Consider the following 13577-nt stretch of genomic DNA (forward strand, 5'->3'; position numbering starts at 1 on the left):
AGCGAAGCGCGGCGATCGAACATACGATGGGGCGAAGGCGGCGCGGCACCGGGCTGACGCCGCCCGGTGATTCCGACCGCTCGGGGTGGGAGACGTATGGCACAGGCCGCGGACGCAGCGCGGACCGTCATCATGACCGTGGACGACGACCCCGGGGTGTCCCGGGCCGTCGCCCGTGACCTGCGGCGGCGGTACGGCGAGTCGTACCGCATCGTGCGCGCGGAATCCGGCGAGTCCGCGCTGGACGCGCTGCGGGAGCTGAAGCTGCGCGGTGATCTGGTGGCGGTGATCCTGGCCGACTACCGGATGCCGCAGATGAACGGCATCGAGTTCCTCGAACAGGCCCTGGACGTGTATCCGGGCGCGCGGCGCGTGCTGCTCACCGCGTACGCGGACACGGACGCGGCGATCGACGCGATCAACGTCGTCGACCTCGACCACTATCTCCTCAAGCCCTGGGATCCGCCGGAGGAGAAGCTCTATCCGGTGCTCGACGATCTCCTGGAGGCCTGGCGGCGCAGTGACTTCCGGCCGGTGCCGAGCACCAAGGTGGTCGGCCACCGGTGGTCGGCCCGCTCGTCGGACGTACGGGAGTTCCTGGCCCGCAACCAGGTGCCGTACCGCTGGTACTCCACCGAGGAACCCGAGGGGCGGCGGCTGCTCGCGGCCTGCGGTCAGGACGGGCAGCGGCTGCCGGTCGTGATCACGGCGGACGGTACGGCGCTCGTCGAGCCGGAGGTGCCGGAGCTGGCCGCGCACGTGGGGCTGGCGACGACGCCCACGGCCGACTTCTACGACCTGGTCGTCATCGGCGGCGGGCCGGCCGGGCTGGGCGCGGCCGTGTACGGGGCCTCGGAGGGGCTGCGGACGGTGCTGGTGGAGCGGTCGGCGACCGGCGGGCAGGCCGGGCAGAGTTCGCGGATCGAGAACTACCTGGGCTTCCCGGACGGGGTCTCGGGCGCCCAGCTCACCGACCGGGCGCGGCGCCAGGCCACCAAGTTCGGCGCCGAGATCCTCTCCGCGCGCGAGGTGACCGGTCTGGAGGTGAGCGGTGCGGCTCGGCTCGTACGGTTCTCGGACGGGTCGGCGATCGCCGCGCACAGCGTGATCCTGGCGACCGGTGTGTCGTACCGGCAGCTGGAGGCGCCGGGGGCCGTCGATCTGTCGGGCTGCGGGGTGTTCTACGGGTCGGCGCTGACCGAGGCCGCCGCCTGCCAGGGCCACGACGTGTACATCGTCGGCGGCGCCAACTCGGCCGGGCAGGCGGCGATGTACCTGTCCAGGGGCGCCAAGTCGGTCACGCTGCTGGTGCGCGGGGCGGACCTCACGGCGTCGATGTCGCACTACCTGATCCAGCAGATCGCCGAGTCGCCGAACATCTCGGTGCGGGCCGGCACGGTCGTCGAGTCCGCGCACGGCGACGGCCACCTGGAGCAGCTGACCTTGCGCGACACGGCGAGCGGACAGACCGAACTGGTCGACGCGCAGTGGCTGTTCGTGTTCATCGGCGCGGCCCCGCTGACCGACTGGCTGGACGGAACGGTGCTGCGGGACGAGCGCGGGTTCATCCTCGCCGGGCCCGATCTGACCGCCGACGGGCGGCCACCGGCGGACTGGGAGCTGGACAGGCCGCCGTACCACCTGGAGACCAACATCCCCGGAGTGTTCGTCGCCGGGGACGCGCGCGCGGAGTCCGCCAAGCGGGTCGCGTCCGCCGTCGGAGAGGGAGCCATGGCCGTGATGCTCGTACACCGATATCTGGAGCAGTCGTGAGCGGCCGGTTGATGCCGTGCAGCCCCGCGGAGATCAGGGCCCTGTTCCTGTTCGAGAAGCTGACCGCCGAGCAGCTCGGCAGGCTGTGCAGCGAGGGCCGGGTCGAACTGTTCGATCCGGGGCCGGTGTACGCGGAGGGCGACCAGGCCACCTGCTTCTACGTGATGATCGAGGGCACGGTCGTCCTGTCGCGCCGGGTCGGCAGCGACGACGTCGAGGTGAACCGCACCTCCCAGCCCGGCGTGTACTCGGGAGCCATGCAGGCGTATCTGGGGAAGCCGGAAGCGCAGCAGTACAAGAACTCGATGCGGGTCACGGAACCGAGCCGGTTCTTCGTGCTGCCATCCGACTCGTTCGCGGCGTTCATGCAGGAGTATTTCCCGATGGCGGTCCATCTGCTGGAGGGGCTGTTCTACGGTTCGCAGACCACGCAGCGGGCCGTCGGGCAACGTGAACGGCTGCTCGCGCTGGGCTCGTTGTCCGCCGGGCTGACCCATGAGCTCAACAACCCGGCCGCCGCGGCCGTACGGGCCACGTCGTCGTTGCGGGACCGGGTGGCGCACATGCGGCAGAAGCTCGGGATCATCGCCTCGGGTCCCTACCACCGCGACGCCCTGAAGGCCCTGGTCGACATTCAGGAGCGGACGGCCGAGCGGGTCGCGAAGGGGCGGTCACTGAGCCCGCTCGAAGCGTCCGACCGGGAGGACGAGGTCGCCGACTGGCTCGACGACCACGGCATCCAGGGCGGCTGGCAGATCGCGCCGACCTTCGTGCAGGGCGGCCTCGACGTCGACTGGCTGGAGCAGGTCGCGGCGGCCGTCGACGAGGAGATCCTCCAGGCAGCCATCGGGTGGCTCAACTACACGGTCGAGACCGAGCTGTTGATGTCCGAGATCGAGGACTCCACCACACGCATCTCGCATCTGGTCGGCGCCGCCAAGCAGTACTCGCAGCTGGACCGCGCCCCCTACCAGGTCGCCGACGTGCACGAACTCCTCGACAGCACGCTGCTGATGCTGTCGGGGAAGATGGGTTCGCGCGTCAAGGTCGTGAAGGAGTACGACCTCTCGCTGCCGAGGATCCCGGCCTACCCAGCCGAGCTGAACCAGGTGTGGACCAACCTGATCGACAACGCGGTCTCCGCCATCAACAGCGCGGGCGGGGAAGGGACGTTGACCGTGCGGACGGCGCAGGTCCACGACCGGCTGCTGGTCGAGTTCCGCGACACGGGGCCGGGAGTGCCGGCGGAGATCAAGGGCCGGATCTTCGACCCGTTCTTCACCACCAAGCCGGTGGGCGAGGGCACGGGGCTGGGGCTCGACATCTCCTGGCGGATCGTCGTCAACAAACACCACGGTGACCTGAAGGTCGAGTCCGTACCCGGCGACACCCGCTTCCAGGTGCTGCTCCCCCTCACCGCAGCCGACCCCGACCCCGATACCGACACCGACACCGACACCGCCGGGGCCTTCGACCCGGCTCAGGAGCCGTCATGACCAAGGACACCGGAATCGACCCCAGCGTCCCGCCCAGCGGTGCGGGATGTGTCGAGTGCGACGCCGCCGGCGGCTGGTGGTTCCATCTGCGGCGCTGCGCCCAGTGCGGACACATCGGCTGCTGCGACGACTCGCCCTCGAAGCACGCCACCGCCCACTTCCGGGACACCGGCCATCCGGTGATCCGCAGTTACGAGCCGGGCGAGGCCTGGTTCTGGAACTTCGAGACGTCCGAACTGTTCGAGGACGGCCCGCCCCTCGCTCCCCCGGCCGCCCATCCGGCCGACCAGCCCACCCCGGGACCGGCAGGACGCGTCCCGGCGAACTGGGCGGAGACTCTGCGCTGAGAGCCCGCAGGTCAAGGCTGTCAGTGGTGCATGTCAGGATTCGGCTGTGCCGCAGAACCTGTTCGACACCCCGCTCATCGGCCGCGACGACGAACTGACCCGTCTCTCGGCCGTGCTCGATCGCGCCCGCGTCCGTGAGCCGCGTGCCGTGCTCATCGCCGGGGACGCCGGGGTGGGCAAGACGCGGGTGCTGGCTGAGGCCGCCGGGCGGGCCTCCGCCAGCGGGATGACCGTGCTCACGGGGCACTGTGTCGATCTCGGTGACGTCGGTCTGCCGTATCTGCCGTTCACCGAGATCCTGGGGGTGCTGGCGGCCGACGAGCGGTTCGCGGGGGCGTTCGCCGCGCATCCCGTGGTCGGGCGGTTGCTCGGTGACGGCGCGGAGGACGGGGTGCGGGACGCCGGTGGGCGGCTGCGGCTGTTCGAGGGGATGGCCGGGCTGCTGGCCGCCGTCACCGAGGTCGCTCCGCTGCTGCTCGTCCTGGAGGACCTGCACTGGGCCGACCAGTCCTCCCGGGACCTGCTGCGGTTCCTGCTCAGCCGGGGTGTGCTCCAGGCGCCCGCGGGCGGGGCGCCCGGCCACCGGCTCGCGGTGTTCGCCTCGTACCGCGCGGACGATCTCCACCGCCGCCATCCGCTGCGCCCGCTCCTCGCGGAGCTGGTGCGGCTGCCCGCCGTGGAGCGGCTGGAGCTGCGCCCGATGGCCGACGCCGAGGTGGCCCGGCTGGTACGAGCCCTGGGCGAGCGGCCACTTCCGGACACCACAGTGCGCCGCATCGTCGAGCGTGCCGAGGGCAACGCGTTCTACGCGGAGGAGCTGCTCGCGGCCACCGACACGGAGTCCGGCGGCGTACCCAGCGGGCTCGCCGACGTTCTCCTCATCCGCTTCGAGCAACTGTCCGACACGGCCCAGCAGGTGCTGCGTACGGCCGCGGTCGCCGGGCGGCGCGTCGAGCACGAGCTGCTGAGCGACGCCGTCCGACTGCCCGAGGACGAACTGGAGGCGGCGCTGCGGGAGGCGGTCGGCCGGCAGCTCCTCGTGCCCGGTGCGGGCGACACCTACTCCTTCCGGCACGCGCTCGCCCGTGAGGCCGTCTACGCCGATCTGCTGCCGGGAGAGCGGTCGCGGCTGCACGGGGCGTTCGCGCGGCTGCTGGCCGGGCGGGGCCGCCCCGCCGAGAGCGCGGCGGAGCGTGCCCACCACTACCGGGAGAGCCACGATCTGGCCGAGGCGCTCACGGCGTCGCTGGAGGCCGCCGACCACGCCCACCGCGTCGGCGCGCCCGCTGAGGAGCTACGGCATCTGGAGGCCGCCCTCGACATCTGGCCGGCGGTGGACGCGGGCGCCCGTCCCACGGGCGACGGCCTGGACACGGTGACGCTGATGCTGCGGGCGTCCGCCGCGGCGGCGCACGCCGGTGACTCGCATCGCGCGGTGTCACTCACCCGGGCAGCGCTCGCCGGAGTCGGCCAGGACACGGACGCCGAGCTGGCGGCACGCGTCCGCTACACGCTCGCCGACAACCTGATGAGCATCGACCATCTGTCGGCCGCGTTCGCGTACAGCAGCGAGGCTCTCGCCCTGATCCCGGCCGAGCCTCCGTCGCGGACCTGGGTGTGGGCGGCGGCCACCCATGTCATGGCGGCACGGCAGATGGGCGACACCGACGCCGCGCTGCGGGTCGCCCGGCAGGCCCTCTCCGTCGCCGAGGAGCTGCAGGCCACCGACGCGCAGGCCGACCTCATGATCTCCGTGACAGCTCTCGAAGCAGGGGGCCGTCGCACGCCCGAGGGCCGCGAGAAGCTCCGGGAGGCCCGTGAACTGGCCCGGCGGGCGGGCTGTTCGCCGGTGGAGATGCGGGCGCTGTTCAATCTCGCGATCGGCTGCTTCGAGTCCGGTCTGCTGGAGGAGAGCCTGCCGTGGCTCTCCGAGGGCCTGGACCGGGCCCGCCGCGCCGGTCTCCTCTCCTCGCCCTATCCCCTGGAAATGCGCTATCTGCAGTCCGTGGTGCTGTACACGCTCGGCCGTTGGGACGAGTGCGCCCGCGCGGCGGCGGCCGACACCGAAGTGCTTCCCGCGGCTGCCGGTTTCGTGGCGGGGCCTTCGCTGTACGTGGCACTGGCACGCGGTGACCTGGGCGCCGCCGACCGCGCCCGGGCTCTCCTCGACGGCCCGTTCGACTGGATGGCCACGCTGGTCGCGGGCATCGTGCTCACGGACGCCGCCGCCCTTTCGGGGGACCCGGAGGCAGCGGTGGAGCGCGTACACGGCACGGTGAAGGCGCTCACCGACGACGCCGGGTCGCTTCCCGAGGTCGCGGTCCGGCTCGCCGCGCTCGCCCTGGCCGCCGTCGCCGACACGGCCGTCCGACTGCGCCGGTCCGGCGACGAGGCGGGGACGCTGCGCTGGACGGACACGGCGGCCGAGCTGCTGGAGCTGGCCCGGTCCCGGGCGACGAACGGCCGCGACGGTGCCCCGCAGGGCCCGGAGGGGCTGGCCTGGCTGGCCCGTGCCGAGGCGGAGTGGGCACGGGCGACGGCCGGTCCCGAAGCCGAGGCCTGGGAGCGGGCGGTCACGGCGTTCGGCTTCGGCGAGATCTACGAACAGGCGCGCTGCAGAAGGCGGTTCGCCGAGGCCCTGCTGGCCGACGGCCGCCGCGACGAGGCCGGCGCACAGGCCCGCGCGGCCCGCGAGACGGCGGTACGTCTGGGCGCCGCGCCCCTGCTCAAGGAGGTGGACGCCCTGATCCGCCGCGGCCGGCTCACGGAGCCCTCCTCCGCCGATGATCCCGGAGCCGCCTCGACGCCCCTGACCGCCCGCGAGCAGGACGTCCTGCGGCTGCTCGCACTGGGCCGCAGCAACCGTCAGATCGGTGAGGAACTGTTCATCAGCGGCAAGACGGCCAGCGTCCACGTCTCGAACATCCTGGCGAAACTGGGCGCCGCGAGCCGCGGGGAGGCGGTGGCGGTCGCCTACCGGGAGGGGTTGATCCCGGCGGCCTCGAAGGCGCCGACCACGGCGGAGCCGCCCCCGGAAGCCCGCTGACCTCGCACCCCTGCCCTTGGCCTGTCGGCTACTGATCCGCTCTGATGAACGACCGGATCGCCGTCGCCGCCGCCCCGCGCGCCCACTCCTCGAAGGGCAGCGGCCGGGTCAGCAGCTCGCAGCGGGCGGCGGAGCCGAAGGCGGTGGCGGTGAACGCGTCGCGGATCTGCTCGGCGAACAGGTCGTACGCGGCCAGCCCCTCGCCGGAGATGATCACGCGCTCGGGGCCGAGCAGGTTGGCCACGGTGGCGATGCCCCGCCCGATCGCCTCACCGGCCCGTGCGTACACCTCCCGTGCTCCGGGGTGGCCCGCGTGGGCCAGGGCGACGGCCCCGGCGCTGTCGGTGATCGAGGTGCCCGTGACCTCCCGCACCCTGGCGACGATCTCCGCGTCCCCCGCGAACGCCTGCAGGCAGCCGCGCCGGCCGCAGTGGCAGGGCGGGCCCGCCGGATCGACGACGATGTGCCCGATCTCGCCGGCCACCCCGTGCACCCCCGCGACCACGCGCCCGTGGACCACCAGCCCGCAGCCGATGCCCGCGCCCACGGTCACCACGGCGAAGTCGGACAGCCCCACCCCGGCGCCGAACCACTGCTCGGCGACGGTGAGCGCCCGCACGTCGTTGTCGACCGTGACGGGCAGCCCCGTGGTCATGCCGGCGAGTTCGGCGAGCGCCACATCACGCCACCCCAGGAAGGGCGAGTAGCGTACGGCTCCTTCGGCGCGGTCGACCTCCCCTGCGACGGCGATCCCGCAGCCCAGGACCGGCACCCCGAAGCCGTCCGCCTCGGTGCGCAGCTCCCCGACCAGCTCGGCGACCGACGCCAGTACCGCCTTGGGGGTACGGGCGGTCAGCGGTATGTCCCGGGCGACCCGGACGCGACAGCACAGGTCGGTGAGCACGCCGAAGATCTCGTCGCCGGTGATCTTGATGCCGATGAACAGCGCCCGGCCGCCGTCGACACGTACGAGGTTCGCGGGGCGCCCCGGTCCAGGGCGGGTCTCGATGTCCGCGCCCTCGACCAGGTAGCCGGCGTCGACCAGCGGACGGACCGCCTTCGTGACGGCGGCGGCGGACAGCCCCGCACGCCGGGCCACGTCTGCGCGGGTGAGGGGGCCGTGGGACAGCACCGTGGTGAAGATCTGCGAGGCGGCCGGCGTACGGGCCGGAAACACCTCGGCACGGTAGGTCGGGGGCATGACCCGGAACCTAGATCGCTTATTTTCCCCTGTCAATGAAAGAAGCCCCCATGAGATGAACCATCTCCGTACAGGCATCTAGACTTACGAAACGCCGAAACAGGCATCCCGTTGACACATGATCCATGGTCTCGCTCGCTTCGCCGGGCAACGCCAGTTCCACGAACGTGAGGCACCATGCCGCTGATCTCCCACTCCCCGGACACCGGGGTCTGGCTGCTGACCACACCGCGCACGTCGTACGCGCTGCGGATCGACGAGACCGGCGCGCCGTGTCATCTCGCGTGGGGACCCCGGCTGACCCTGGCGGAGGCGGGCGCGCTCGTCACCTCGGCGCAGGACACGACGAGCAGCTTCGAGGGCCGGCCTCCGGTGGGCGAGGAACTCCCCGTCGACGGCGGCACCCGCTACGGCCCGCCCTCCCTCCAGGTCCGGTACGCGGACTCCTCGCGCGGCTTCGAGTGGGTGCCGACCGGCCACCGGATCCTCGAACCGGCGTCCGGGGTGAGCGAGTTGGTGCTGGAGTTCCGCGACCGCGTCTATCCTCTCGACGTCGCGCTGCACTACACGGTCCGCGCCGACACGGACGTCGTCGAACGCCGGACGGTGGTGCGCAACGCCGGTGACGAGCACGTCGACCTGCTGCGCGCCGACTCCGCCGCCTGGTCACTGCCGCCGCTGCGCGACTACCGGCTCAGCCATGTCACCGGCCAGTGGTCGGCCGAGAGTCAACTGCGGCGCGACACACTGCCGTTCGGCGAGACGGTGCTGACCAGCCGACGCGGTATCACCAGCCATCACGCCAACCCGTGGGTGATGCTCGACGCTGGCGAGGCGACGGAGGAGCACGGCCGGGTGTGGAGCGCGGCCCTTGCCTGGAGCGGGAGTTGGCGCATCACCGCGCAGCGCACCCCCGACGGGCTGGCCGGGTTCACCGGGGGCGTCGGTCACGAGGGGACGAGCATCCCGCTCGCTCCGGGCGAGGAGTTCGCCGCGCCGGTGTTCGCCGGGCTGTGCACGGACGGCGGGTTCGGGGCGGCGAGCCGCGCCTGGCACACGTACACGACGACCCATGTGCTGCCGCGGGCACGGGAGTTGGCGCCGGTGCTCTACAACTCGTGGGAGGCCACCGGGTTCGACGTCGACGAGGCGAGCCAGAAGGCGCTGGCCGAGCGGGCCGCCCTGCTCGGGGTGGAGCTGTATGTCGTCGACGACGGCTGGTTCGGGGCGCGGCGCAGCGACCGGGCGGGGCTGGGCGACTGGACACCGACTCCGGAACGCTTCCCCGACGGGCTCGGGCCGCTGGCCGACTCCGTGCACCGGCTCGGGATGCGGTTCGGGATCTGGGTCGAGCCGGAGATGGTCAATCCGGACAGCACGCTGTACCGCGAGCACCCCGACTGGGTGCTGCACGTTCCCGGCCGGGCCCGTACCGAGATGCGCAACCAGCTCGTCCTGAACTTCGCGCGGGACGAGGTGGCGGACTGGGCGTACGGCTGGCTGACCAGGCTGGTCGGGGACCACGGGGTCGACTTCCTCAAGTGGGACATGAACCGCGCGTTCGGCGAGTCGGGCTGGCCGGGGCAGCGGGACGGCAACGACCGGCTGTGGACGCGGTACGTGGCGAATCTGTACGGCGTCATCGACCGGCTGCGCGCCGACCATCCGGGACTGCGGGTGGAGACGTGCAGCGGTGGCGGCGGCCGGGTCGACCTCGGCATCCTCTCCCGTACGGACCAGGCGTGGACGTCCGACAACACGGACGCCGTGGACCGGCTGGTGATCCAGCACGGCTTCGGGCAGGTGTATCCGGCGCGCGCCATGTCGGCGTGGGTGACCGACGTCCCCAATCAGCTCACGGCGCGTTCGGTGCCGCTGCGGTTCCGTTTCCATGCGGCGATGTGCGGGCTGCTCGGCATCGGCGGTGACCTGACGCGCTGGCCCGAGGAGGAGCTCGCGGAGGGTGCGGCGCTGGTCGCCGAGTACAAGAAGGTGCGGCATCTGGTGCAGCACGGTGAGCTGTACCGGCTGTCGGGGCCGCTCGGGGAGGAGCCGACGGTCGTGCAGTACGTCGGCGAGGACGCGGCCGAGGCCCTGGTGCTGGGCTTCCGGTACGGCCCCCGGCACGGTCTCCCCCGGATTCCGGTGCGGCTGCGGGGCCTGACGCCGGGCGCCCGGTACCGGGACGCGCGCACGGGTGCCGTCCACCACGCGAACGTGCTGAGCGAGTACGGGATGCGGCTCGACCTCGCCCCCGGCGACTGGTCCAGCACGGCCGTGCATCTGGTGCGCGTGCAGGAGGCGTAGCCGGCCTGTTCCCCGGTCGGCCGTCGTCGGCCGGGGAACCGCGACACCCTGGCCGGGCGTTACAGGGGCAACGCCCCATGGGGCACGAACCACGACCCCAGGGCAGGCGCGATGAGCGAGTTGGTCCCCGGGGGCAACACGCCCCTTCCGGGCGGCACCCTCACACTCCGGGTGCCGGGCCCCTTCGACGTGAGCGCGCTCGTGACGGACGACGGCGGCAAGGTCGGCGGCGACGCCGACTTCGTGTTCTACAACCAGCCGACGGCACCGGGAGCCAGGCTGCACGGCGACACCCTCACGGTCGACCCGGCGGCCCTGCACCCCGGCGCCACCCGCGTGACGGTGGTCGTCACCGCCGACGACCCCGGTACGGCGCTGGGCCGGCTCCCCGCACCCACACTCCACGTCACCGGCCCCGGAGGCCGCCCGCTCGCCCGGTTCACGCCGCCGCGCCCGCGGCGGGAGACGGTGCTGCTGCTGGCGGAGCTGTACCGGCGGGGCGCGGACTGGAAGCTGCGCGCGCTGGGCCAGGGGTACGCGGACGGGCTGGCGGGCCTCGCCCGGGACTTCGGGGTGGATGTCGCGGACGACGCCTCCGGGGCCTCGGCTTCGGCCTCGGCAGGGTCCGCCTCGCCGTCCCTCGCTACGCCGTCACGCTGGTCCGACGCCGCTTCCCGGTTGTCGGGCGCGGCCTCTCGGCTGTCGGAGGCGGCGGCTTCGCGCCGGTCCCGGTCGACGGGCACCCCGCCACCGGCCGGCACTGCCGGGTCGGTTACCCCGGCCGCCGCGTCTGCCCCCGGAGCGTGGCCGGGTTCGGGGGCGGTGACGCCGATCGGGCCCGCAGAAGGCTTCCTCACCCTCGTCAACTCCGCCCGGGCCACTGCCGGTTCGCCGCCCGTCTCCCTCGACGCGCGGCTCAGCGCCGCCGCTCGGGCGCACGCCGCCGACATGGCCTCGGCCGGCCGCCTGGGCACCGAGAGCCGGGACGGCACCTCCGTCCACCAGCGCGTCACCGCCACCGGGTACACGTATCTGACCGTCGGCGAGCACCTGGTCTCCGGTCCGCGTACGCCCGAGGAGTTCGTCGACTACTGCCTGCGCACCGAGCAGGCCCGGTGCACCCTGCACGACCCCGCGTTCACCCAGGTCGGCCTGGCGTACGCCGGGTCCCGCACGGGTGACACGTACTGGACCGCCCTCTGGGCCCGGCCTCTCATGCCCGGAGACCTGGCGCGAACAGCCGCCGAGGTCACGGACCTCACCAACCGGGAGCGGGCCCGGGCCGGGCTGCCGCCGCTGGCCACCGACGCCCCGCTCACCCGTGCCGCGCAGGCGCACAGTACGGACATGGTGGTCCGCGCGTTCTACTCGCACACCGGGCCAGACGGCAGCCGGCCGTGGGACCGGGCCGCCGCGGCGGGGTCCACGCGGCGGACGATCGGCGAGAACATCGCATGCGGGCAGCGCTCCGCCGCCGAGGTCGTGGAGGGCTGGATGAACAGCCCCGGACACCGTGCCAACATCCTCAAGCGGGAGTTCACACACATAGGCATCGGTTTCGCGGGCGGCGGCAAGGCGGGCACGTACTGGACCCAGCTCTTCGGCGCCTGAACACCCCTTCCGGTGGTCCACGCCCGCCTACGGCTTGCGTGCGACGCCGCCCAGGGCGATCACCTCTCCGGTCGCGGCGGCCGTCCCGGGATCGGGGCGCCAGTCGGTGATGGGGACGACACCGGGGGCCAGCAGTTCCAGACCGTCGAAGAATCCGGCGAGTTGCCGGGGGCTCCGCAGGCAGTAGGGGGCCGCCCCGCTCTCGTTGTAGAGGCGGGTGGCCTCGGCGTTGGCCTTGTTGGTGTCCACGCTGTCGTTGAAGGCGAGGAAACTGCCCGACGGCAGGGCGTCCATCAGCGCGCGGACTATGGCCCGCGCCTCGTCGTAGTCGGCGATGTGCCCGCTGACCTGCATCAGCGTGAGGGCGACCGGCCGGCTGAGGTCCAGGGTCCGCGCCGCTTCCCGGAGGACGGCGTCGGGGTCGTGCAGGTCGGCGTCGACATAGTCGGTCACGCCCCCGGGGGAACTGGTGAGCAGGGCCTCGGCGTGGGTCAGGACGAGGGGGTCGTTGTCGACGTAGACGATGCGGGCGTCGGGGGCCACCCGCTGGGCGATCTCGTGGGTGTTGTCCGCCGTGGGCAGGCCGGTGCCGATGTCGAGGAACTGCCGGATCCCGGCCTCGCCGGCCAACTGGCGGACGGCTCGGCCGAGGAAGGCGCGGGAGTCTCCGGCGAGGTCGGTGATGCCGGGGAAGATCTCGCGGAAGGCGTCGCCCGCCTCGTGGTCGACCGGATAGTTGTCCCTGCCGCCGAGCCAGTAGTTCCAGATCCGGGCCGAGTGCGGCACCGTCGTGTCGATCTTCTCCGGCGTCCGTGTGCCGGGGGCGGACGAGTCCTGCGTCACCGGGCAACCTCCTTGTGAGGAACCGTAGTTGGCCCTGCCCTACAACGTAGCGTCACCGGCCCCGCCGCCGCCTGACCGTCCGGACACAAAGAGCCATCCGGCTTCCTTTGGCCGGGTTCTGCTCTTTCCGCGCGTTCTCCTGGCGGAACGGACGCCCTCCGGGACACGATGCCCGCATGAAGGGTGACCTCTTTTCCAGTGAGTACATGGTGCAGCCGGCCACAGCGCCCGGCATGACCGCCGAGAACGCCAAGTCCATCAAGTACGCGGTCAACGGCGAGATGTTCGCGCGGCAGGGCGCGATGATCGCCTTCCGCGGGAACCTCCAGTTCGAGCGCAAGGGGCAGGGCGTCGGCGGCATGCTGAAGCGTGCCGTCACGGGTGAGGGGCTGCCCCTGATGGCGGTGCGCGGGCAGGGCGAGGCGTGGTTCGCGCACGAGGCGCAGAACTGTTTCATCGTCGAGATCGACCCGGGTGACGTCTTCACGGTCAACGGCCGCAACGTGCTGTGTTTCGACGCGTCACTGACGTACGAGATCAAGACCGTGAAGGGGGCGGGGATCAGCGGTGGGGGCCTGTTCAACAGCGTCTTCACCGGGCAGGGGCGGCTGGGGCTGGTGTGCGAGGGCAATCCGCTGGTGATTCCGGTGTCGCCGCAGTACCCGGTGTACGTCGACACGGACGCGGTCGTGGGCTGGACGGCCAGTCTCCAGACGTCGCTGCACCGTTCGCAGTCCTTCGGCTCGATGATCCGCGGCGGTTCCGGCGAGGCCGCCCAACTGATGCTCCAGGGTGAGGGGTTCGTCGTGGTGCGGCCGAGCGAGGTGACTCCGCAGAAGGCCCAGCAACACTGAGCGACTGCGAACCGGCGTCCTGGAAAGTGATCCACGTCGCACAGGCAACCTCACCGCCGTCCTTCACGTCTTGACCGACGACAACGACGGCACCGCCGA

At 72.3% G+C, this 13577-nt stretch carries 9 protein-coding genes; 7 read left to right on the forward strand and 2 right to left on the reverse strand.

Annotated features, from left to right (window positions below; translation table 11 throughout):
• Positions 1-96: 96 nt before the first annotated feature.
• Genes ACW4TU_RS02290 through ACW4TU_RS02305 form a run of 4 tightly spaced genes read left to right on the forward strand, consistent with a single transcriptional unit; the run spans position 97 to position 6662 of the window.
• Positions 97-1773, forward strand: a complete 1677-nt coding sequence (locus tag ACW4TU_RS02290) for an NAD(P)/FAD-dependent oxidoreductase (RefSeq protein WP_457424081.1) — start codon at positions 97-99, stop codon at positions 1771-1773.
• A complete protein-coding gene (locus tag ACW4TU_RS02295; protein ID WP_457424083.1) occupies positions 1770-3269 on the forward strand; it encodes an ATP-binding protein in 1500 nt (499 codons plus the stop codon). Before ACW4TU_RS02290 ends, ACW4TU_RS02295 begins: the two co-directional genes overlap by 4 nt.
• Positions 3266-3616: a UBP-type zinc finger domain-containing protein gene (locus tag ACW4TU_RS02300; RefSeq protein ID WP_457424085.1), complete on the forward strand. Its 351-nt coding sequence runs from the start codon at positions 3266-3268 to the stop codon at positions 3614-3616. The genes ACW4TU_RS02295 and ACW4TU_RS02300 overlap by 4 nt, the downstream gene beginning before the upstream one ends.
• A gap of 46 nt (positions 3617-3662) precedes the next feature.
• Positions 3663-6662 carry a helix-turn-helix transcriptional regulator gene (locus ACW4TU_RS02305; protein ID WP_457424087.1) on the forward strand — a complete coding sequence of 1000 codons (3000 nt, stop codon included), beginning with the start codon at positions 3663-3665 and terminating at the stop codon, positions 6660-6662.
• A gap of 28 nt (positions 6663-6690) precedes the next feature.
• Here the strand turns inward: ACW4TU_RS02305 and ACW4TU_RS02310 are convergent, their stop codons facing one another.
• Positions 6691-7863 (reverse strand): ROK family transcriptional regulator, encoded by a 1173-nt coding sequence (locus ACW4TU_RS02310; protein WP_457424089.1) that lies wholly within the window; start codon positions 7861-7863, stop codon positions 6691-6693.
• A 177-nt stretch (positions 7864-8040) separates the two neighbouring features.
• On the opposite strand from ACW4TU_RS02310, the gene ACW4TU_RS02315 reads away from it, so the two are divergent.
• Positions 8041-10170 (forward strand): alpha-galactosidase, encoded by a 2130-nt coding sequence (locus ACW4TU_RS02315; RefSeq protein WP_457424091.1) that lies wholly within the window; start codon positions 8041-8043, stop codon positions 10168-10170.
• A 111-nt stretch (positions 10171-10281) separates the two neighbouring features.
• Positions 10282-11781: a CAP domain-containing protein gene (locus ACW4TU_RS02320; RefSeq protein ID WP_457424093.1), complete on the forward strand. Its 1500-nt coding sequence runs from the start codon at positions 10282-10284 to the stop codon at positions 11779-11781.
• Positions 11782-11808: 27 nt separating this feature from the next.
• On the opposite strand, the gene ACW4TU_RS02325 is transcribed toward ACW4TU_RS02320, so the two are convergent.
• Positions 11809-12624, reverse strand: coding sequence for an SAM-dependent methyltransferase (locus ACW4TU_RS02325; protein WP_457424095.1), 816 nt, complete (start codon positions 12622-12624; stop codon positions 11809-11811).
• A gap of 176 nt (positions 12625-12800) precedes the next feature.
• On the opposite strand from ACW4TU_RS02325, the gene ACW4TU_RS02330 reads away from it, so the two are divergent.
• The gene (locus ACW4TU_RS02330; RefSeq protein ID WP_457424097.1) at positions 12801-13478 is read left to right on the forward strand and encodes an AIM24 family protein; all 678 of its coding nucleotides are present in this window, start codon (positions 12801-12803) and stop codon (positions 13476-13478) included.
• Positions 13479-13577: the final 99 nt, after the last annotated feature.

It is taken from the genome of Streptomyces kryoterrae, assembly GCF_054072135.1.